This is a genomic window from Sphingomonas xinjiangensis (assembly GCF_014199255.1).
GTDB classification, from domain to species: Bacteria; Pseudomonadota; Alphaproteobacteria; order Sphingomonadales; family Sphingomonadaceae; genus Sphingomonas; species Sphingomonas xinjiangensis.
Map to the genome: position 1 here is coordinate 22,506 of NZ_JACIJF010000014.1, position 22,043 is coordinate 44,548.

Below are 22,043 nucleotides of genomic sequence, written 5' to 3' on the forward strand. Positions count from 1 at the left end.
AGTTTACCGCTCGCGCGGCTGGTCCAGCAGGCCGATGAAGAAGGCGGTAACTACCGTCTGAAGACCGATGCACGCCATGAGCATTGACGGAATAGTTAGCCGCATCAGGGCCGATGGATTGAGACCGCCGAAGCCCAGCGATGCCCAAATCGACGTGGCAGTCACTGCGCCGCTGATCCCGAGCATTAGCATGGCTCCGCCGAAGATGCAGGCGCGCTCCACTGTGAACCAGCCGCGTACGCGCTGCATCAGTCGGCTTTCCGGCCACATCCCTACGATCGCGCCATACCGCCGGGCCATGATGCTGAGCCCGATCAGCTGCGAACCCATCAGCACCGCCATCGCTGCGAAAATCATTGTATGAACGCCAAACTCGATTGCGCCGACGCGCAGGTCGCCTGGGGCGAGTGCGGCCAGTCCCGCCAGCCCGATGCCGGAAAGCGCCAGACCCGGATACAAGAACAAGAAGCGCGGTGCGTAGATCAGCAGGAAGCGAAGGTGCCGCCATCCATCGCGCCAGGTGCGCAGATGCGGAGGCCGACTTCGCCCATCAGGCTCGAGGGTGGTCGGCACTTCGCGTATATCAAGCTTCTCGATGGCTGCCTTGACGACCATTTCGCTGGCGAACTCCATGCCAGGCGCAGCGAGGCTGAGCGCGCGGATGCTGTCGCGGCGGAAGGCTCGAAGCCCGCAATGAAAGTCGCCGACGGGAATGCGGAAGAAGGCGCGGCCGAGGAAGCTCAGCACCGGATTGCCCAGCCAACGGTGCAGTGGCGGCATGGCCCTGGGCGCTATGCCGCCGCGGAAGCGGTTGCCCATCACTAGGTCTGCGCCTTCGCGCAACTGCGCTAGGAAAGGCATCAGGGCACTGAAATCGTACGAGTCGTCCGCATCACCCATGGCGACGAATTTACCATGGGCTGCGTTGATCCCGCCGATCAATGCCGCACCATAGCCCCGGGCAGACACGTCGACTATCCGGGCTCCCATAGCGTTAGCTATTTGCTGTGAGCCATCGACAGAGCCGTTGTCGGCAACGATGATCTCGCCGGAAAGACCGTAGTCGGTAAGAAAGGCCCTTGCCTTCTTGATGCATGTTCCAAGCGTTTCCGCTTCATTGAGGCAAGGCATGATGATCGACAGCTCGATCTCGTGCTCGGAGGCGTTCGACGCAGCGAAGGTTGTTCGAGCAAAAGCAGGAGTAGCCATGTGCTTATGATATGCTGCCGCCCAAAAATTTTGGTTAACAACACAATGAAAATTTAAGCATGATCCGGACATTAGGAGGGTATGACGATGTCGCCGCAGGAGCCGTTTCGAACCGGCACTAAGCAACCCTTTCTCCGCATATCATGGCTGGCGCTGGCTCTTACCTTTGCGTTGTCTGTGGCTTGGACATGGAAGGACTGGGCTGACCTTGAAGTGCTGCGGCTTCCCGACAACGACGATGTCGCTAGATTGCAGCAGGTTCGGGATTGGCTGAACGGCCAACGTTTCAATGATCTGATGCAATATCGCTCGGGTCTTGGAGCCGGTGCGCCGATGCATTGGTCTCGGCTGGCGGACGCTGGGCCGGCATTGCTGCTGCTCGTACTCAAGCCGTTGGTCGGCAGCCATGCCGCTGAACTTGTGATGGCCATAGCTTACCCGGCGATCCTGTTCTTCGTTTATCTGCTGCTTGTTGCTCGTATTGCCGTGAGGCTCAGCGACGAGCGATCGAGAGTGTTCGCGATCCTGCTTGCGGCATTCGCCTTTCCCACCATCAGTTTGTTCGTGCCCGGACGCATCGATCATCATGGTTTGCAGATCGTGCTCATCCTCGTCTTGCTTGATGCGGTGCTTGCTCCTGCGGGGTTGCGCAGCGGGATAATCGCCGGGATCGCGACCGCGGCAAGCTTGGCAATCGGACTGGAAACGGCGCCGGAAATCGCGGCTATGATGGTAGTGATGGGTATTGGCTGGCTGAGGGGCGGGCGAGGCTCCAACCACTTCGCATCCGGCTTCGCTGCATCGCTTGGCAGCGTCACGTTGCTCCTGCTCGCCGTTGCCCAACCTCAGGTCTGGCCGGAGGCGTGGTGCGACGGCTTTACCCCGAACTCAACGCGCGCAACTCTGATAGTTGCAGCCGGTTGGGCCCTGCTTGGAAGTGCTGGTGCCAAGTTGACCACATGGCGACTGCGAATGGCGGTGGGAGCCGCTCTTGGAGCCGTCACGCTTTTCCTTGTCATGGGCTTGGCACCGACCTGCTTTGCAGGACCTTATGGCGCGCTAGATCCACTTCTTCAAAAAGTCTGGATGCGCAACGTATCCGAAGCACGCGGCCTGTTCGAACAGAAAACAGTTGGAACCGTGATCGGTTATGGGGGGCTTGTGCTCGCGGGCGCGGTGGCCGCGATGATCAGGGCTCGGCATGACTGGCGTTGGCTGGGCTTCGCATTGTTCATGGTCTTGGGCGCAATTGCCAGCATCCTGCAGGTTCGAGTGACCTACATCATGGCGGGCGTGGCAGTGATACCCTTTGCAGTGGCGATCGCGCGGCAGAATTTACCAGTGAAACGACTGCCGCTTTGGCTATGTGGTGCAGGAATGTTGTGGAACTTGTTGGCCGTACAAATCGACACGGCTCAAGCTGGTCCGGTGGTGCTCGCAAAGAAGGCGCAGAATGATTGCACCGCGCCGGGTCCGATCCATGCAATCGCCGCGTTACCGCGAGGCCGGATCATGGCACCGCTCGAACTGGACTCGTACCTGCTCAGCATGACTCCGCATCACGTGATCGCAAGCCTGTACCACCGCAACAACTCGGGCGATCTGGCGATGTACCGCTTCTTCCTGTCGGTTCCCGAAAGGGCGCATGCGCAAGCCCGAGCAGAACGAGTAGCGTATGTCGCGCTCTGCCCGGAGTCCCTGCAGGAGGACGGATTGGCTCCCCTACGCCCCGGCACCTTGGTGGCTCGTCTTCAATCGCCGCAGCCTCCGCCCGAGTGGCTGGAACCCGTATCGGTCGGCGGCGCCGTGCGCGTCTACAAAGTACGCTGATGGCGCGGCAAGCCCTGCGGATGTCTGCCGGTCCTGATCACCGCCACAGCGCCGGCCCCTGGTGGCAGACCCGCTTGTTCGTTGCGGGCTGCATGCTGTTGCTGATCCTCCCGCTGCTGTGGCCGGCGGTGCCGCCGCTGATGGACTTACCCGGGCATATCGGACGGTACCATATCGCCGATGCGATCGGGAGTTCGCCGGATCTCCAGCGGCACTGGAGTTTCCAATGGGCGCCGATCGGCAATCTTGGCGTTGACCTGCTCGTCGTCGCACTAGCCAAGCTGGTCGGCGTGGAGCCCGCAACCAAGGCGGTGGTGATCGCCATCCCGCTGCTGTGGGGGTGGGGCGTGGTGCGGCTGTCGCGGCTGGTGCATGGCGGGCTGACGCCCGCGGCCCCGATCGCTTTTGCGCTGGTCTATGGCTATTCCTTTCACGCCGGTTTCGTGAATTTTGTGCTGGCTTCGGCGCTGGTGCTGCATGCGCTTGCCTGGTGGATGATCCTTGGGCGGCAGGGCCGGCTGTGGCTGCGCGGGGCGCTATTCGTGCCGGTCTCGTTCCTGCTGTGGCTATGCCACAGCTTCGGGTGGGGCATGTTCGGGCTGTTCGCTTTCGCGGTGGAGGTCGTCCGGCTGCGCCGTGGAGGCGCCAGCTGGGCCCATGCACTGGTGAACGCCGTCCTGCCCTGCCTTCTTCTCGCGCTCCCGGCGCTTGTGATGCGCGGCGGGGGAGTGGCGCTCGACCCTGAATGGTCCTGGGCCGCCAAGCTGGTCTGGGCGGCGTCGCTGCTGCGCGACCGTTGGCAAAGGTTTGATGCGCTGTCGGCGCTGTTCGTGTTGTCGTTTCTCCTCATCCTGCTGCGGCACACGCGAGGGCGGGGCCTGGGGGAATTGGGAGCCGCCGCGCTGATCGGCTTCCTTGCCTTTCTGGCACTGCCCAGGCTGATGCTCGGCGGCTCCTATGTCGACATGCGCATGCTGGCTCCAGCGGTGGCAATGCTGGTGATCGCTATTCCGGCGCGCGGTGCGCTGGTAGCGGCGTTCGCCGCTGGGTTCTTCTTGATCCGCATGGGCGCCACCACGATTAGCCTCTTCCTGTATGGCGAGGCGCAACGCGACGCAGCAGAAGCCCTCGCGCATATTCCACGCGGCGCGGCAGTGCTCTCGCTGGTGGCCGAACCCTGTGGCTGGGCAAGCACCCGGCTGACACACATCGCCGGCCTCGCGGTCGCGCGGCGGGATGCCTTTACCAACGAACAATGGGCGTTGGCTGGCCAGCAGCTGCTGCGGCCCCGGCATGCCGACTCAGGCAGCTTGCGTGCCGATCCTTCGCAGATCATCTATGCGCAAGGCTGCCAGTATCAGACGACCCAGCTGAAGCCAGGTATCGCAGGCTTTTCGCGCGGCACCTTCACGCATGTGTGGACCGTCGGCGTCCCTGCCGATCCTGGCCTGTTCCCCGACTTGCAGCTGATCTGGTCGAACCCTGTGTCCGCCGTGTATCAAGTTCGCTTGAAAGGGCGGCCCCTGGTCCCCTAAGGCGGCGCGATGAACACGGGCGAAACGCTGCATTGGTGGCAGACACGATGGTTCGTGGCACTTTGCACATTGATGGCTTTGGTGCCGCTGCTGTGGCCGGACGTGCCGCCCCTGGTCGACTTGCCCGGCCATATGGGCCGTTACCGTGTTCAGTTTGAATATGATCAGGCGCCGTGGCTCCGGGAATGGTATGATTTCCAGTGGAGCCTGATGGGCAATCTGGGCGTCGACCTCCTCGTAATCCCGCTGCACAAACTGTTCGGGCTTGAGCTCGCGGTAAAGCTCATCATCATCACCATCCCGGCGATGACGGTGGCCGGGCTGCTGATGATCGCGCGCGAAGTGCATGGCCGCATCCCCGCCACCGCACTGTTCGCGCTGCCGCTTGCTTATTCCTTTCCGTTCCACTTCGGCTTCGTCAATTTCGCGATGTCGATGGCGTTGGCCCTGATCGCGTTCGGGTGGTGGCTGCGCCTCGCACGGCTTGGGCGGCTGAAGCTGCGTGCCGTGCTGTTCGTGCCCATCTCGGCAACGATCTGGGTCTGTCATACCTATGGCTGGGGCATGCTGGGACTGCTGGCGTTCTCGGCCGAGCTGGTGCGGCAGCACGATTTGGCAGAAGGGCAGGGCTTTGCCCGGCGCTGGCTGTATCCCTGGTTTTGGACCGGCATGCATTGCCTGGTACTGGCGCCGCCGGCGCTGCTGATGGTTCTGTGGCGCAGCGGCGGGCATGTGACGGGCCAGACCGGCAACTGGTTCAACTGGCGTGCCAAGACCTTGTGGGTGGTGCAGGTGTTTCGCGACCGCTGGCAGCTGTTCGACCTCGCCTCGCTCGGCGTGCTGTTCCTGCTGATGTTCAAGGCCGTGCGCGATCCGAACATCCAATATTCGCGCAACCTGACGCTTTCGGCGCTGTTCCTCCTCGCCGTCTACATCCTGCTGCCACGGATCGTGTTCGGCTCCGCTTATGCCGATATGCGGCTGGTGCCGTTCATGCTTGCGATCGCCATCATCGGCATCCGGCCTAAACCGGGCATGTCGATGCGCGGCGCGGCGCTGGTGGCGGCGATCGGCATGGCCTTCTTCACTGCGCGGATCGGCGCCACGGCGTACAGTTTCTTCCTCTACGACAAGGCCTATGACCGCGAGCTGAAGGCGCTCGACCATCTGCCGCGTGGCGCCCGCCTGATCACCTTCGTGGGCGAGACCTGCTACAACGAATGGCGGATGACGCGCGTGCAGCACCTTCCCGGGCTCGCGCTGGAGCGCAAGCTCGCCTACGCCAATGATCAATGGTCGATGGCGGGCGGGCAGCTGCTGACGGTGCGCTATGCCGCCGCCGGCCGCTTCGCACATGATCCGTCCGAACTGGTGACGGATGTGCAGTGTCCGCGCGAGTGGTGGCGACCGATCCCCTGGGCGCTGACGCGCTTCCCGCGCGACGCCTTCGACTATGTCTGGCTGGTTCGCCCGCCAGCCTATGATCCGCGCTTCCTCCAGGGGTTGGTGCCGGTGTGGCGCGACGGCACGAGCGGGCTGTTCCGAGTCGATCACCGCGTCCCCGCGCCGGTGATCAGGCCGGGCGAGCTGCCCGTGCCGCGCTCCGAACGCGACATCATGCTGGGCGACGGCCGCGCGCCGGGACGGCCAGTGACGATCCCCAAGCAGGTCGACTGAGCGCCGGCTTTAGCCGCCGCGGCGGAAGGGCGTCAGTTCGCCCAGATACTCCTGCTCATCCGCAATCGCCTGTTTCTCGCGCTCCAGATAGTCGGCGACAGCGCGGCGGAACGCGGGATCGGGAATGTAGTGCGCTGACCAAGTGGTGACCGGGACATAGCCACGGGCAAGCTTGTGCTCGCCTTGAGCGCCGGCCTCCACGCGCGCCAGGCCGCGTTCGATCGCAACGTCGATCGCTTGATAGTAGCAGAGTTCGAAATGAAGGAACGGCACCTGCTCGACCGCGCCCCAATACCGACCGTAAAGCGTGTCGCCTCCGATCAGATTGAGCGCACCGGCGATCGGCACACCGTCGCGTTCGGCAAAGATCAACAGGACCTTGTCCGCCATCGCTTCGCCCAGCATCGAGAAGAAGGCACGGGTTAGATAGGGTCGGCCCCATTTGCGCGATCCTGTGTCCTGGTAGAAACCCCAGAACGCATCCCAGTGCGCTTCCGTAATCTCGGCGCCGCTCAAATGGCGCACGCGGAGCCCCTCTAACGCTTGTTTGCGCTCCTTGCGGATCGCTTTGCGCTTGCGGCTGGCAAGTGCTTCCAGAAAGTCGTCGAAGCGCGCATAGCCGTTATTCTGCCAATGGAACTGCGTGCCGGCGCGCAGTAGCCATCCCGCGCGTTCGAAGTCGGAAAGCTGATCCTGCGCGACGAAGGTGACATGCGCGGAAGACAGACCGTTCTGGTCGGTCACCGCCTCGACCGCGGCAATCAGTGCCGGTGCGAGAGCTTGGTCGCGTAGTAGCAGGCGTGGACCGGGAACCGGAGTGAAGGGTACCGCGATCTGAAGCTTGGGGTAGTAATCTCCGCCTGCGCGCTCCCAGGCATCGGCCCAGGCATGATCGAAGACATATTCCCCCTGGCTGTGCGCCTTCACATAGGCTGGGCTGACTGCGCCTGGCCGACCATCGGAACCGTCGATCACGATGGGCAGCGGCTGCCAGCCCGCACGAGCGCCCACCGACCCGGAACGTTCGAGCGCCGAAAGAAAGGCGTGCGACACGAACGGATTGGCAAGGCCGGCGCAGCCATCCCACTCTTCTGCCGAGAAGGACTGGACGCCAGGGGCGATGCGGGCGGAGATCGGCGGGGCACTCACTGCCGTCCAGATAAGCGCACCATGGCCGGTTCGCGAGGGGCAATCTGATCCGAACCCGGGCTCGCGAAAGCTCCACCGGAATCGCAACGCCGTGGATCATCCTATCCTTAAAAGCGCGATCAGCCGCGCGGGTCCTTCGGCCATTCCTTCACGCGTATATCGTGCACTGGATAGGGGATCTCTATGCCATGCTCCTTGAATAGTGCCCATAGCCGGTTCAGCACATCGCTCTTGATGTTGCCGACGCCGCTCTCGGGGTCGCTGATCCAGCACAGGATCTCGTGCTCTACGCCCTTTTCACCAAAGGCCATCAACCAGACATTGCTGCGCGGCGTGCCGAGTACGCGCGGGCTTTCCCCGGCAGCGCGCAGCATCAATTCCTGGGCGAGTTTGAGGTCGCAGGTGTAGGCGACGGTTACCGGGATACGCACGCGGACGTTGCGATCGGTATAGGACCAGTTCTCCACTTCCTGCGTCATCAGGTTTTCGTTCGGAATCAGATGCTCCTTGCCGTCGCGGGTGATGATGCTGACTGCGCGCACGCCGATCTTGTTCACCCAGCCGAAGCTGTCGCCCACGACGATCACGTCGCCAGGCTTGATCGATCGGTCCATCAACAGGATGATGCCTGCGATCAAGTTGCCGATGGTCTTTTGCAGGCCAAAGCCGATGGCGAGCCCGAACGCGCCCGAGAAGACGGCAAAGGCCGTCAAGTCGATCTGGAGCAGGTCCACGCCGACGAAGAAGGCGGCGACCACTACGGCGATCGCGGCGAGCTTTTGGAACAGCAGCTTCTGAGTGGCGTCGAAGCCGCGTGCCTGGGCAATCGAATGGGTGAGCACCCGGTTCACCAGCCGGACGGCGGCGAACAGCAGCAGCACGGTGATCCCAAAGGTCAGGACCGACAGCATCGTGATCCGGCGATGCCCGACCTGCACACCGACCCGGTCCAAGGTGGTCTCGATAACCGCGAGTCCGCCTATCGCGTGCGACAGGATCGCCAGAAAGGCGAGTGCGGCCAGACTCCAAGCTGCCCAGCGCGGCAGGTTCAGGCCGCGCAGCACGCCGATCGCCAGCATGGCCACTGCGCTCGCCTGGACCAGGCCGATCACCAGCGCCGCTAGCGCTCCCCAGGGCCAGGCAGCGGCTATCAGGGATAGCAGGATCGACGCAGCGCCCCAGCGGACGATCTCGCAGACACGCAGCTGCAGCCTCTCGATCGGCTGATTGACTCGGTCCGCCCAGGCCTGGGCAATCCCGGTTCCGATCCGGCGTCCCCCCAGCCAGCCCAGCGCGAGGCCCAGCACTGCCAAAGCGGCGGCTATCAGCGCTTCGGTCAGCTCGGCGGCCCCCGGCAGGTTGTGGCCGGCAAGCCAATCGCCGAACTGCTCCATCAGCATCAGCCGCGCGCATCCGCGAAGCGGGCCAGGCCGGCTTCCAGATCGGCGATGAGGTCCTCCGGGTCCTCCAACCCGATCTGAAGCCGCACCAAAGGCCCCTCGGCTTGCCAGGTCGTTGCCGAGCGGTGTCGCTGCGGATCGACGGGGATCGCCAGGCTCTCGAACCCGCCCCAGCTATAGCCGATACCGAAATGCTCGAGCCCGTCGATCAGCGTGGTGCGCGCGGCATCGCTGCCGCCGTCCAGCACGAACGAGAACAGGCCCGACGCGCCGCGGAAGTCGCGCGCGAAGATGTCGTGGCCGGGGCAATCGGGCAAAGCGGGGTGCAGCACGCGCGCGACCTCGGGTCGGGCCTTCAGCCACCGCGCGACTTGCAGCGCCGATCGGCCATGCTGGTCCAGACGCACCGCCATGGTCCGCAGACCCCGTGCGCCGAGCCAGGCATCGTCGGGGCTCGCGGTCTGGCCAAGTTCGTAGGTCGCGGCACGTAGCGCCTGATAGTGCCCGGGTGCTGCGGTCACTGATCCCAGCATCACGTCGGAATGGCCCACGACATATTTGGTGCACGCCAGGATGGTATAGTCGACACCCAGTCCGATCACCGGGAACAGCAGCGGCGTCGCCCAGGTGTTGTCGATCAGCGTGGTGATGCCGCGTTGCTTCGCCACCCCGACGATCGCCGGCACGTCCTGCACCTCAAAGGTCAGGCTGCCCGGGCTTTCCATCAGGATCGCCTTGGTGCGGTCGGTGCAGAGCGCGGCGATGCCGCCGCCGATCAGCGGATCGTAGAAGATCGTCTCGACGCCGATCCGCTTGAGCATGCCGTTGGCGAAGTTACGCGTCGGATCATAGGCGCTGTCGGGCATCAGCAGTTGGTCGCCCGGCTCGAGCACCGCCAGCAGTGCGGTGGTGAGAGCGGCAACGCCGGAGGGGTAGAGCAAGGTCGCCTCGGCGCCGGGCTCCAGTTCGGTCAGCGCATCGGCGAGCGACCATTGCGTCGGGGTGCCGCGACGGCCGTAGAACAGCTTGTGGTGGGTGTCGGCAGCGCCGCGGCCGCGCAGCTCGGCGACCGAGTCATACAGGATGGTCGAAGCGCGCCACACCGGCGGGTTGACGATACCTCCTGTCCATTCGGGCTTGCGGCCGGCGGAGACGATGCGGGTGGCGTCTTTCTTCATGCAGGACCCATAGCCTTGGGCGTGTCGGGGTGGATCCCCCATTCCGACCAGCTGCCATCATAAAGCGCGGCGTCGTGGCCGAGCAGGTGGGCGGCGAACACGATCACCGCAGCGGTGATGCCCGAGCCGCAGGTGGCGACAAGCGGGCGGGCGGGATCGATGCCGGCTTCGGCGAAGACCTGGGCGATTGCGAGACGGGACTTCCAGGTGCCGTCGGAGTGGAAGAAGCTGGGATAGGGGATGTTCTTCGATCCCGGGATATGGCCCGACGCACTGCCCGGACGGGGATCGGGTTCCTCGCCGGTGAAGCGCGCTGCGGAGCGGGCGTCGGCGACCTGATAGGTGCCAGAAGCGAGGTTGGCCAGCATCTGGTCGACGCGGAAAACGGTGGTTCTGGGCGTCGATGGCCCGAAGGTGCTAGGTTGGGCAGGGGTGGCAACTTCCGCGGCGTCGAGCGGCCGGCCCTCGCGCCGCCACTTGGCGAGCGCGCCGTCGAGCAAGGCGGCGTCCAGCCCGGCGCTGCGCAGCACCCACCAGGCACGGCAGGCGCTGTGGTGCAGCCCGTCTTCGTAGAGGACGACGCGCGTGCCCTGCCCCACCCCGAGCGCGCGCAGGCGGCCGGCGACCTGATCGGGCGGCGGCAGCATCGAGGGCAGGGGATCGCGCTGATCGACCAGGCTGTCGAGGTCGAGGAAGCGCGCGCGGGGTATGTGCGCCGCAGCAAAGTTCGCCCGCGGATCCTTGGCCGGCGCGCCCGGGATCTTGGAAGTATAGCTCGCGTCGAGCACAAGAAGGTCGGGGTCGCCCAGTCTTTCGGCGAGCCAATCGGTCGTTACCAGCGCTTCCATGAATGCGGGTCTAGGAGGATGCAAAGCGCGCGGCAAACCCCTACATCGCCGCGCATGGACGCAAAGCATCTCGGCAAGACCTCCGCCCTTCCTGACTCACCGGAAGCCGCGGAGCTCGACTATGTACCCAATCCCCGGCCCGGCAGCCGCTACATGATCCGCTTCGCCGCGCCGGAGTTCACGTCGTTATGCCCGATCACCGGGCAGCCCGATTTCGCGCATCTGGTGATCGACTATGTGCCCGGCGAGACCATCGTCGAATCCAAGTCGCTCAAGCTGTTCCTGGGCAGCTTCCGCAACCATGGCGCCTTTCACGAGGATTGCACGGTCGGCATCGGCGAGCGGCTGTTCGCCGAGATGAAGCCGCAATGGCTGCGCATCGGCGGATATTGGTACCCGCGCGGCGGCATTCCGATCGACGTGTTCTGGCAGTCGGGCGAGGCGCCGGCGGGGGTGTGGATCCCAGCGCAAGACGTGCCGGGCTATCGCGGTCGGGGCTAACTTGAGTCATATTGCGCTGCAACATTCCTGCAACCATATTCACCCTGCAGAGTTGAGCAGGTTGTAACGGGCGCGACGCGCCTGATCTGTTTGCAGCAGCGAAGGAGTGGGGATGTTGCCGTCGATGAACGGGCCGCAGATCGGTCATCTTGCGCTGATCGGAAACTTTCTGCCGCGCAAGTGCGGGCTCGCCACGTACACCACCGACACGTACATGGCGCTGAAGCAGAGCTTCCCCGATCTTCGGGTGGACGTGTACGCGATGGACGACCATCCCGGGCGCTACGATTACCCGTCGGCGGTCACCCGCGCGATCCCGCAGCATGACCGCGGCGCCTATCTCGACGCCGCCCGCGCCATCGAGGCAAGCGGCGCGCAGGCGCTGTGGATCCAGCACGAATATGGCATCTATGGCGGCGCGGCGGGCGAGTTCCTGCTGGCGCTGACCGATCGCCTGTCGATCCCGGTGATCACCACGCTGCACACCGTTCTGGAAAAGCCGAGCGCCGACGAGCGCCGCGTCATGGACGCGCTGCTGCGCCGGTCCGAGCGCGTGATCGTCATGGCCGAAAAGGGGCGCGACATCCTGAAGCGCGTGCACGGCGTCGATGACAAGAAGGTCATCATGATCCCGCACGGCGTTCCGGATCGGCCGTTTGCCGATCCCGACACGATGAAGCCGGCGTTCGGCTGGGAAGGCCGCGAAGTCGTCCTGACCTTTGGCCTGCTCGCGCCGAACAAAGGCATCGAGACGGTGATTTCGGCACTGCCCCAGGTGGTCGCGAACCATCCGCGCGCGCTGTACGTCGTGCTCGGCGCCACGCACCCCAACCTGGTCGCGCATGAGGGCGAAGCCTATCGCGAGCGGCTGAAGGCGCTGGCGCAGGAGCGCGGTGTCGCCGAGCATGTCCAGTTTATCGACGCCTTCGTCGACTATGATGACCTGATCGATTATCTCCAGGCGGCCGACCTGTACGTCACCCCCTATAGCAATCCGGCGCAGATCACCTCGGGCACGCTTTCCTATGCCGTGGGCGTGGGCAAGCCGGTGATTTCGACCCCTTATGTCCACGCGACCGAGATCCTGGACCAGGATCACGGCGTGCAGGTGGCGTTCGGCGACAGCGCCGCGTTCGCGCGCGAGATCGACCGCCTGCTGACCGACAAGGTCGCGCGGGCGGCCTTGTCGCAGCGCGCCTATGCACGCGGGCGGACGATGATCTGGCCGCGCCTTGCCGAGAGTGCGATGGCCGAGCTCAACGGGATGCTGGGAAAGGCGCCTCGCCAGCTTGGCCGCGCGGCCGCCGAGATGGCGCCGCTCAAGCCTGACCTTGCCGCCGTTGAGCGGATGAGCGATGCCACCGGCATGCTCCAGCACTCGATCTATTCGGTGCCGGACCGCCGTCATGGCTATTGCATCGACGACAACGCCCGCGCGCTGATCCTGATGTCCAAGATCGACGATGTGGACGAAACGCTGCGTGACAAGTGGACGAGCATCTATGCCTCGTTCGTCCAATATGCCTGGAACCCGGACGCACGCCGTTTCCGCAACTTCATGAATTTCGACCGGACCTGGTGCGAGGATGTCGGGTCCGAAGACTCGAATGGCCGTGCGATCTGGGCGCTGGGTGTGACCGCGCGGGACGCGCGCGCGCAGAAGCATCGCGACTGGGCGTCGATGATGTTCGACACCACCGCGGCGATCGCGCTGGAATTGCAGGCGCCGCGCGCGCATGCCTTCGCCATGCTGGGCGCCGCCGCGATGATCGAGGCGCATCCGGGCCACTCGCTCTCGCGCGACATCCTGACGCGCTATGGCGAAGAGCTGATCGCGCTGCTCGACCAGGCGCGCCGCCCCGAATGGCAGTGGTTCGAAATCGTGCTGGCCTATGACAATGCTCGCCTGCCAGAGGCGCTGCTGCGCGCGGGCAAGGTGCTGGGCCGTCGGGACTTCATCGATGTCGGTCTGGAGACGCTCGACTGGATCGTGGGCCGCCAGACCTCGCCCGAGGGCCGGTTCCGCGCAGTCGGGTCCGAGAGCTTCGGGCGTCCCTATGCCGAGCCGCTTCAGTTCGACCAGCAGCCGCTGGAGGCGCAGGCCACCGTCGACGCCTGCGTCGCGGCGCACGAGGCGAGCGGTGACGAGCGTTGGGTGGACGAGGCGCTGAAAGCCTATCGCTGGTATCTGGGCGCGAACGACCTGGAGCTGCCGCTGGCGACCGCACAGGATGGCGGATGCTTCGACGGGCTGATGCCGACCGGGCTCAACCGTAATCAAGGCGCGGAGTCGATCCTGGCGCTTCAGCTGGCGAATTGCGCGATTTCTGCTCTTGGAAAGCCCGCGCAAAACGTGTCAACAACCCGCCGAGCCGCCGTCGCCTGAGTATCAAGGCGGCAGTGCGGTAGAGTTCAGGTCCTTTCGGGGGGTCAATGCTGGAATTGTTCAACCACTCGCTGCGCTTGCGTGCAGATCCTTCGCGCGTGGTGGTCCGCCCCTTTCACATCGCCTGGCAATCGAGCGACGGCGGGCCGAGCCGGACCGAGCGGCTGGTCCGCGAAGTGCTGGCGATGTCGCCCGCCGACGCGCACGCGCAGCTGGAATTGGTGCTGAAGGATTTCGAGGCGCGGCACTGGCAGACGCGCCGCGTGTTCATGACGCGCTACGAACAGATCGAGGCGTTGCTCCAGCTCGACGGCAGCCAGATTGGCGACGAGAAGCGCCAGCTGATCGGCGCCTATTTCTGCCACGAATACAGCTATGCCGCCGCCGCGCTGATGAACCCCAGCGCGGTGCCGCATTACGACCAGACCGGCATGCCGGCGGGCAGCATGCGGATCCTGATGTCGCTGCGCTCCGTGGGCGAAGGGCACATATCGTCGGTGGCGTTCCGCGAAGGCATCATCACCGACGATAACGAGATGATGCTGGCGCCCGAGCCGCCCTTCGCCACCGCGGCGGATGCGCGCGAGGAAGATGAATTGCGGGTGCCCGAAGGGCCGGTGACGGTCTATCGCCACCGCGACTCCACGCTGTCGGGCACCGTGCTGTTTCCGATCACCCGCGCCCAATCCAACGGGCTCGAGGATCTGCGCATCACCCATTTCCACCATGAGGATGGGGCGGAGGAATGGATCGGCACCTACACCGCCTATAACGGATCGGTGATCCAGTCCGAGCTGCTGCGCACCCGCGACTTCCGCGCATTCGACATGGTGCCGATGACCGGCAGCGCGGCGCGCAACAAGGGCATGGCGCTGTTCCCGCGCAAGGTGAATGGCCGCTACATGATGATCGGCCGCCAGGACGGCGAGAACATCTTCCTCCACGCGTCCGACGATATCACCCATTGGGAGGGCGGCGAGCTGCTGATCAAGCCGCGCTATCCCTGGGAACTGGTGCAGATGGGCAATTGCGGCCCGCCCATCGAGATCGACGAAGGCTGGCTGGTGCTGACGCACGGTGTAGGCGCGATGCGCAAATACTCGATCGGCGCGGCCCTGCTCGACAAGAACGACCCGTCAAAGGTGCTGGCGCGCTCGACCGAGGCGCTGCTGGCCGCCGCCGATCAGGACCGTGAAGGCTATGTGCCCAACGTGGTCTATACCTGCGGAGCGATCCGGCATGGCGACAAGCTGTTCATCCCCTATGGCGTGGCCGACAGTTCGGTGGCGTTCGCATTTGTCGGGATCCAGTCGCTGCTCGAGAACATGGCCTGATGGCGGGCGGGGGGCCGGCGCGCGAGCGGCCGGTGCCGCCGCCGTTCGTGCCCCCGTCGCTGGCCGCGCTGGTTGAGGGAGCGCAGTGTCACCAGGACCTGGTGGGAGAAGCCGGGGCGGACGTGTACCGCATCGCCCGGCCCGATGGGTCGCTCGCGTATCTCAAATACGGTACCGGCTCGGTCGCACGGGACATCGCCGACGAAATGGCGCGGCTGCGCTGGCTCGACGGGCAAGTGGCCGTGCCCAAGGTGCGGCAGTTTCTGCTGGACGGGGACGCGGCGTGGCTGGTCACCGCGGCGTTGCCTGGCCGCACCGCGTTCCAGTGCCTGGAAGCCGAGCCAGAGACCGCGCCGGCGCTGGTGGATGCACTGGCAGGGTTTCTCCGCGATCTGCACGCGCTTCCGGTCGCTGCTTGCCCGTTCAATGCCGATCACGCGCTGCGTCTGATGCAAGCCGAGCAGCGGCTGCGCGACGGGCTGATCGACGCGGAGGATTTCGGCGACGCGCATAGCGGCTGGTCGCCCGAGCGGCTCTGGGCGAAGCTTGGCGCGATGCTGCCTCTGTCCACCGAACGCGTGGTGACGCACGGCGACTTTTCGCTCGACAACATCCTGATCGAGGATGGCCGGGTGGTCGGTTGCATTGATGTCGGGCGTGCGGGGATCGCCGACCCGTATCAGGACCTTGCGATCCTGTGGGACTGTCTTGGTGCGTTTGACGACGCGCTCGGAGCCCGGCTGTTCGCCGCTTACGGCGCGGACACGCCCGACATGGCGCGCCTGGATTTCCACCTGACACTGGACGAGTGCTTCTAGGCCCGCAGGAGAATAAGAGGGGTGACTGTGCCGCCCGCTGCGCCTCTTGCAATGCGCCGTGACGCCGCTTAGCTTGTGTGAGCGGACCGGGCCCCTCTGGCGCTCGTCTTTTGGACGAACGTGATGTCGGACCGCATCGGGTTAGCTCGATGCAGGCCTATGGCAACGCCGGTCTCTTCGCAGCGACTCGATCGACTTGGTATCGATAGGAGCGTGGCATGAGCAATTTCACTTATACTCTGATCCAGCTGCACAAGCGGCTTGACGACCAGATTCGCGGCGAGCTGAAGCAGCGCGTGCCCGACAGCTTCAAGCTGCTCCGGCTCAAGAAGCTGCGATTGCGGATCAAGGACCGGCTGCACGCCAGCATGCGGCGCTTCCAGCCCGCCTGATCGCACGCCCTTGCCCGGCGCAGCACTGGCACGGGCGGCACGCGATGCTGCCCCGCACGGTGGCGCCGGCCACCGATCCTTGCAGGAGGATATTTCATGAAGCGCATCGTATCGCTCGGGCTTGGCCTGAGCCTGGCCGCCGCAGGTCCAGCGGCCGCCACTCCCGTTCACAGCCACAGCGCGTCGGTGGAGCATCGCTCCGGGCCGGTGCGGGCGGATTATCGGGGCACCGTGGTCATCGAACACAAGCAGGTCGGATCAGTGGCGCCGCCGGGGCGCGCGTCGACCCTGCGCTGCGCCTGGAGCGCAAGGCTCGAAGTGGACCGAGTCGCGACCACCGCGGCAGGGGCTCAGGCCTCGCGCAGCTTTGCTACGCCTGAGGTCGCGCGCGGCAGCCGCACGGGCTGGTGCGGCACCAGCCGTGACGCCATCGCGCGGGCGGTCGCCGCCGGGCTGCGCGACGCTGAGCGCCATTTGGCCGCCGCCGCGCGGGACGACCGGCCGGCGCTGTTGTCGCAGGTCGACCGGCTGGCCGACCCGGCCTGACCCGGTTGCCGGGTGTGCTTCCAGCGCGGCCCGGCTTGCCGGCCCCTCAGCGCGCCTTGCGGCGGGTATAAGCGTAGAGCGACGCGGTGATCACCAGGAAGGCCAGCGTGCCGCCGGCGAGCGCATAGGGCGCGAAGTCGGGGCCGGTCACCGCGAGCGGGGCATCGCTGCCGGTTTCATAGACGATGCCGGCGTAGAGCACGCCGAACAGGCTGTCGCCGACGATCATGCCAGTGGCCATCAGCACGCCCATGCGCTTGACGAATTCGGGGTCGCGCGCGCGGTCTGCGGCGCGGTCGTAGAACCAGCCGAGTACCGCGCCGAGCACCACCGTCAGCGTAACCCCCATCGGCAGGTAGATGCCAAGGCCCACGGCAAGCGGGGGCAGGCGCAGCTTCGTGCCGGTGCGCGCGAGCACTTCGTCGATCAGGATGACGCCCGCGCCGATCAGCGCGCCGATGCCGATCATGTCCCAGCGCAGATCGCCGCCGAGCACGCCCTTGGCAAGGCTGGAGATCAGCGCGGCCTGTGGGGCGGGGAGCGCGTCGGCGCTGGCGCCCGGCACGCCGGCAAAGCCGAACGAGGCGTTGAGCACGCTCAGAACGGGCGGGATCACCAGGCTGCCGAAGATGACGCCCAGCACCAGTGCGACCTGCTGCTTCCACGGCGTCGCGCCGATCAGCTGGCCGGTCTTCAGATCCTGGAGATTGTCGTTGGAGATGGTGGCAACGCCGAACACGATGCCGGTGACGATCAGTGCATAGGCGACCAGCGCCTGGGTGGTGCCGGGGTCCAGATCGCGGCCGAACATGCCGACCAGCATCAGCGACGCCGCGACGATCGACAGGATGCCGATGCCCGACACCGGGCTGTTCGACGCGCCGATCAGCCCGGCCATGTAACCGCACACCGACGCGATCACGAGCCCCAGCACCAGCACGAACACCAGCGATCCCGCGATCAGCAGCCCGGCCGATGCTTCAAGCGGCCCGCCCGCCAGCACGCTCCAGAGCAGCCAGGCGATCGGGAACAGCGTGCCCAGGGAGACCAGGCCGATGACGCCGATCGGCAAGTCGCGCTCGCCCACCGCCACCACTGCCCCGCCCCGCGCGGCGCGCGACGCCGCGAGCGAGGAGCGGATGCCGCCTGCGACGGGTCCGATGATCTTGAACAGCGTCCAGATCGCCGCCACGCCGATCGTGCCGGCGCCGAGGAAGCGCACGTCGCTGCGGAACACGGTGTTGGCGACTTCCTCCGCGGCTCCTGGCACGCCGGCACTCAGGATGGGGAGGGCGATCCACCAGCCGATCACCACGCCCGTCAGGATCGCAAGGCCGACGGTGAGACCGACCAGATGCCCCGCGCCGATCAGCGCGAATTGCAGTCCGCCGATGATGCCGGTCGAGCCGGCGCCCGCCTTGAAGAACGCCGCGCCTTCCTCGGCCGCCAGGCGCATGCGCGTGAGCACCGCGAAACCGGCGGCGGCAAGCGCGTTGACCAGGATGACCTTCAGTCCCTTGGCGCTTTCCTCACCGCCTTCGCGGCTCTCGGCGCCGACCTTGAGCACTTCGGCGGCGGCGCGGCCTTCGGGATAAGGGAGCTCGGGCGAGTCGACCACCAGCGCGCGGCGCAGCGGGACCGAGAACATCACGCCCAATATGCCGCCGGTCATCGTGATGGCGGCGGTGGTCACATAAGGAAAGCCGGTCCACCAGCCGATCATCACCAGCCCGGGCAGCACGAAGATGATCGCCGCCAGCGTGCCCGCGGCGCTCGCCACGGTCTGGACGATGTTGTTCTCATAGATCGTCGAACTAGGAAAGAAGCGCAGGATCGCCATCGAGATCACCGCGGCGGGGATCGAAGTGGCGAAGGTCAGCCCGATCTTGAGCCCCAGATACACGTTGGCCGCCGTGAACAGCAGCGTGATCGCCCCGCCCAGCAGCACGCCGCGCAGCGTGAGTTCAAGCGGTGCGCGCGCCCCGGTTACCGTCGCCAAATCCATGCTCCCCGAAATCAGGGCGCCGTTATGCCGCGCTTCTCAGCCCCTGAACAGCCCGCCGAGCACCCCGCGCACCAGGCGCGCGCCAAGGCTTTGCGAGCGCCGGGCGCGCCCGCCCAGAACCTCGCGGCCGAGTTCATTGGCGACCTGGCGGCCGATCGACGATGCGGCGGCACGTCCCGCCGCGTCTGCCATCTGGTCCCAGGGAGAAGTCGCCTGCGCACGCCGGGTAGCCATGCGGGTGCGCTCTGTCTCCTTGGCGATACGGGCGTTTTCCTTGTCGATCCGCGCCTGGGTCTTGAGCGTTTCCTCGTGGGTCTTAGCTTCGAGCGCCGCCGCAGCGGCCTCGTCAGCCTTAGCCTGCAGGATTTCCTCCGCCGATTCGCGGTTTACCGCGACATCGTAGCGGCCGCCCACCGCGTCGGTGGCGATCAGCACGCTGCGCTCCTGCGGCGTGACCGGACCGACGCGCGATCCCGGCACGCGGACCAGGGTGCGTTCCACCGGCGCCGGCGACCCATCCGCCTGAAGCAACGACACCAAGGCTTCGCCCACCTTCAGCTCGGTGATCGCCGCCGCGACGTCGAGGCCGGGGTTGGGACGGAACGTCTCGGCCGCGGCGCGAACCGCCTTGGCATCCTTGGGCGTGAAGGCACGCAGGGCATGCTGGACACGGTTGCCGAGCTGCCCGGCGATATCCTCGGGGATGTCGAGCGGGTTCTGCGTCACGAAATACACGCCGACGCCCTTGGACCGGATCAGCCGCACGACCTGTTCAATCTTGTCGAGCAGCGCCTTGGGCGCATCGTCGAACAGCAGATGCGCCTCGTCGAAGAAGAAGACCAGGCTGGGCTTATCTGGATCGCCAATCTCGGGCAGCGATTCGAACAGTTCGGAAAGCAGCCACAGCAGGAAGCTGGCATAAAGCCGCGGCGAGGCCATCAGCTTGTCGGCGGCGAGGATATTGACCACGCCGCGCCCATTTTTATCGGTGCGGAGCAATTCGGCGATGTCGAGCGCGGGCTCGCCGAAGAACTTGTCGCCGCCCTGCGTGCGCAATTGGAGTAGCTGGCGCTGGATCGCGCCGACGCTTGCCTTGCCGACATTGCCGAACTGCGTGGAAAGTTCGGCCGCGCGCTCGGCACAATGGGCGAGCATCGCCTGAAGGTCGTCCAGGTCGAGGAGCAGCAGCTCCTCCTGGTCGGCGACATGGAAGGCGATCGTCAGCACGCCTTCCTGCGTTTCGTTGAGGCCCATCAGCCGCGCGAGCAGCAGCGGCCCCATCTCCGACACCGTGGTGCGGACGGGATGCCCCTGTTCGCCGAACAGGTCCCAATATTGCACGGGAACGGCGTCGTAGCGCCATGCGGCATCGCCGATTTCGGCGGCGCGGGCGGCAAAGGCAGCGTGGGTCTTGGCAGTGGGAGAGCCTGCCAGGCCGAGCCCGGCAAGATCGCCCTTCACATCGGCCATGAATACCGGGACGCCGGCGGCGGAAAATCCCTCCGCCAGGGTCTGGAGAGTCACCGTCTTACCGGTGCCGGTAGCGCCCGCGATCAGACCGTGGCGGTTGGCGCGGTGAAGAAGCAGTGTCTGGCGTGCACCCGGGGTGCTGGCGCCTAGGAAGATGTCGGTCATGGCCACCCCATAGCAGGGCGGTGGAAGAATAGCGCGGGCGGCGGGCTCACCAGCCGCCGCCCGCAACTAAATCAGCGGCGCGGGTCGATATCCACGCCGACAAACGCCGAATTGCCACGCACATTGACGTACAGCAGCACCTGGGTGCGTCCCGCGGCACGCGCCGCCTGCACCGCGCGGGTGATGTCGGCAGCCGACGCCACCGGGGTGGTGTTCACGCGCGTGATGACGGTGCCACGGCGCAGGCCTTTGGTCGCCGCATCGCTGTTCGGGTCGACAGCGGCGACCACGACGCCGCGCACGCTCGGATCGAGGCCGAGCGAACGGGCGATCTGCGGCGTGAGCGGCTGAACGGCCAGGCCGAGGGTCGCCGAGGTCGAATCGGGTGCGTTGGGTGCACCCTCTTCGGCATCGGGATCAAAGCCGCGGCCGGTAAGCGCCTGCATTTCCTCTTCGGTCGGACGCGTGCCGACGGTGGCGCTCAACTGCTGGCGCCGGCCGTCGCGCAGCACGTCGAGCGTGACCCGCGCGCCCGGCTTCTGCCGCGCGATCAGGTACGTCAGCGTCTGTTCGGGGGTGATCTCCTGACCGTTCAGCGCAGTCACGATGTCACCTTGGCGCAGCCCCGCGCGCTCGCCGGGCTGACCCGGCTCGACGCGGCTGACGATCTCGCCCTTGCCCTTGTTGGTGCCCAGCGCGCCTGCGATGTCGTCGGTCACCGGCTGGATGCCGATGCCAAGATAGCCGCGCGTGACGGTTTCACCCTTCATCAGCGTGTCGACGATCGGCTTGGCCTGCTCGGCCGGGATGGCAAAGCCGATGCCGACATTGCCGCCGGTCGGCGACAGGATCTGCGAGTTGATGCCGATCACATTACCCTGAAGATCGAACATCGGGCCGCCCGAATTGCCGCGATTGATCGAGGCATCGGTTTGGATGAAGCGATCATAGGGACCAATGCCGACGCGGTTCACCGCCGAGACGATGCCTGCCGACACGGTGCCCGACAGGCCGAATGGATTGCCGATCGCGACCACCCAGTCACCCACGCGCGCCTGACGCGAGTCACCGAAATGAACGAACGGGAAGTTGGTGCCCTGGATCTTGAGCACCGCCAGATCCGACGCCGCGTCGCGGCCGACCAGCTTGGCGGTGAACTCGCGGCGATCGGGCAGGGTGACGGTGATCGATTCGACCGTTGCGCCCTGCGTGCCGGCTGACACCACATGGTTGTTGGTGACGATATAGCCGTCGTTGGAGATGATGAAGCCGGATCCGAGCGACTGGGCTTCCTGCGTCCGGGCGCCGCCGCCGCCGCCGCGATTGCCGAAGAATTGTTCAAAGGGCGTGCCCTGGAACGGGTTCTGCTGCTGCGGAACAGTGATGCGCTGCGTGGTCGAGATGTTGACCACCGCGGGCTGAAGCTTGGCGACCATGTCGGCAAAGCTCATCGGCGCGCCGTTGCGCGGCGCCGAAGCCTGGATCGCGCCCGGCTCGTTCTGCGCGGTTTGCGCACCGGCGGGATGTTCGAGAGTCATGACGGCGGCGGCGCCGCTCAGCGCAAGGGCAGTGGTAATAGCGTATGCGTAACGCACGTGCG

Annotated in this window: 17 protein-coding genes; 9 read left to right on the plus strand and 8 right to left on the minus strand. The window is 65.7% G+C overall.

The window, feature by feature from the left end; genetic code table 11:
• Positions 1-3 precede the first annotated feature (3 nt).
• Positions 4-1,335: a glycosyltransferase family 2 protein gene (locus FHT02_RS16855; RefSeq protein ID WP_246352485.1), complete on the minus strand. Its 1,332-nt coding sequence runs from the start codon at positions 1,333-1,335 to the stop codon at positions 4-6.
• On the opposite strand from FHT02_RS16855, the gene FHT02_RS16860 reads away from it, so the two are divergent.
• From FHT02_RS16860 to FHT02_RS16870, 3 genes are read left to right on the plus strand one after another with little or no spacing between them, the layout of a single operon-like run.
• The gene (locus FHT02_RS16860; protein WP_184090386.1) at positions 1,297-3,039 is read left to right on the plus strand and encodes a hypothetical protein; all 1,743 of its coding nucleotides are present in this window, start codon (positions 1,297-1,299) and stop codon (positions 3,037-3,039) included. The genes FHT02_RS16855 and FHT02_RS16860 overlap by 39 nt on opposite strands.
• Positions 3,039-4,574 (plus strand): hypothetical protein, encoded by a 1,536-nt coding sequence (locus FHT02_RS16865; RefSeq protein ID WP_184090389.1) that lies wholly within the window; start codon positions 3,039-3,041, stop codon positions 4,572-4,574. The genes FHT02_RS16860 and FHT02_RS16865 overlap by 1 nt, the downstream gene beginning before the upstream one ends.
• Before the next feature lie 9 nt (positions 4,575-4,583).
• Positions 4,584-6,251, plus strand: coding sequence for a hypothetical protein (locus FHT02_RS16870; RefSeq protein WP_246352486.1), 1,668 nt, complete (start codon positions 4,584-4,586; stop codon positions 6,249-6,251).
• Positions 6,252-6,260: 9 nt separating this feature from the next.
• Here the strand turns inward: FHT02_RS16870 and FHT02_RS16875 are convergent, their stop codons facing one another.
• From FHT02_RS16875 to FHT02_RS16890, 4 genes are all read right to left on the minus strand, one after another.
• Positions 6,261-7,400 (minus strand): GNAT family N-acetyltransferase, encoded by a 1,140-nt coding sequence (locus FHT02_RS16875; RefSeq protein ID WP_184090392.1) that lies wholly within the window; start codon positions 7,398-7,400, stop codon positions 6,261-6,263.
• A gap of 119 nt (positions 7,401-7,519) precedes the next feature.
• Positions 7,520-8,800, minus strand: a complete 1,281-nt coding sequence (locus tag FHT02_RS16880; protein ID WP_184090395.1) for a mechanosensitive ion channel family protein — start codon at positions 8,798-8,800, stop codon at positions 7,520-7,522.
• A complete protein-coding gene (gene metC / locus FHT02_RS16885; RefSeq protein WP_184090398.1) occupies positions 8,800-9,978 on the minus strand; it encodes a cystathionine beta-lyase in 1,179 nt (392 codons plus the stop codon). Before metC ends, FHT02_RS16880 begins: the two co-directional genes overlap by 1 nt.
• Positions 9,975-10,826, minus strand: coding sequence for a sulfurtransferase (locus tag FHT02_RS16890; protein WP_184090401.1), 852 nt, complete (start codon positions 10,824-10,826; stop codon positions 9,975-9,977). The genes metC and FHT02_RS16890 overlap by 4 nt, the downstream gene beginning before the upstream one ends.
• 54 nt (positions 10,827-10,880) lie before the next feature.
• On the opposite strand from FHT02_RS16890, the gene queF reads away from it, so the two are divergent.
• From queF to FHT02_RS16920, 6 genes are all read left to right on the plus strand, one after another.
• The gene (gene queF / locus FHT02_RS16895) at positions 10,881-11,327 is read left to right on the plus strand and encodes a preQ(1) synthase (protein WP_184090404.1); all 447 of its coding nucleotides are present in this window, start codon (positions 10,881-10,883) and stop codon (positions 11,325-11,327) included.
• A gap of 124 nt (positions 11,328-11,451) precedes the next feature.
• Complete coding sequence (locus FHT02_RS16900) at positions 11,452-13,713, plus strand: glycosyltransferase family 4 protein (protein ID WP_246352487.1); 2,262 nt, start codon at positions 11,452-11,454, stop codon at positions 13,711-13,713.
• A gap of 47 nt (positions 13,714-13,760) precedes the next feature.
• Positions 13,761-15,047, plus strand: a complete 1,287-nt coding sequence (locus FHT02_RS16905) for a glycoside hydrolase family 130 protein (RefSeq protein ID WP_184090410.1) — start codon at positions 13,761-13,763, stop codon at positions 15,045-15,047.
• The gene (locus FHT02_RS16910) at positions 15,047-15,865 is read left to right on the plus strand and encodes an APH(3') family aminoglycoside O-phosphotransferase (protein ID WP_184090413.1); all 819 of its coding nucleotides are present in this window, start codon (positions 15,047-15,049) and stop codon (positions 15,863-15,865) included. The genes FHT02_RS16905 and FHT02_RS16910 overlap by 1 nt, the downstream gene beginning before the upstream one ends.
• 218 nt (positions 15,866-16,083) lie before the next feature.
• Complete coding sequence (locus FHT02_RS16915) at positions 16,084-16,257, plus strand: DUF465 domain-containing protein (protein ID WP_184090417.1); 174 nt, start codon at positions 16,084-16,086, stop codon at positions 16,255-16,257.
• A 96-nt stretch (positions 16,258-16,353) separates the two neighbouring features.
• Positions 16,354-16,803 (plus strand): hypothetical protein, encoded by a 450-nt coding sequence (locus FHT02_RS16920; protein WP_221239538.1) that lies wholly within the window; start codon positions 16,354-16,356, stop codon positions 16,801-16,803.
• A gap of 46 nt (positions 16,804-16,849) precedes the next feature.
• On the opposite strand, the gene FHT02_RS16925 is transcribed toward FHT02_RS16920, so the two are convergent.
• The 3 genes from FHT02_RS16925 to FHT02_RS16935 all read right to left on the minus strand — a co-directional run bounded on the left by FHT02_RS16925 (position 16,850) and on the right by FHT02_RS16935 (position 22,038).
• Positions 16,850-18,808 (minus strand): OPT family oligopeptide transporter, encoded by a 1,959-nt coding sequence (locus FHT02_RS16925; protein ID WP_184090420.1) that lies wholly within the window; start codon positions 18,806-18,808, stop codon positions 16,850-16,852.
• Between the two features lie 36 nt (positions 18,809-18,844).
• Positions 18,845-20,443: a helicase HerA-like domain-containing protein gene (locus FHT02_RS16930; RefSeq protein WP_184090423.1), complete on the minus strand. Its 1,599-nt coding sequence runs from the start codon at positions 20,441-20,443 to the stop codon at positions 18,845-18,847.
• A 71-nt stretch (positions 20,444-20,514) separates the two neighbouring features.
• A complete protein-coding gene (locus tag FHT02_RS16935; protein WP_184090426.1) occupies positions 20,515-22,038 on the minus strand; it encodes a Do family serine endopeptidase in 1,524 nt (507 codons plus the stop codon).
• Between the last annotated feature and the right edge of the window lie 5 nt (positions 22,039-22,043).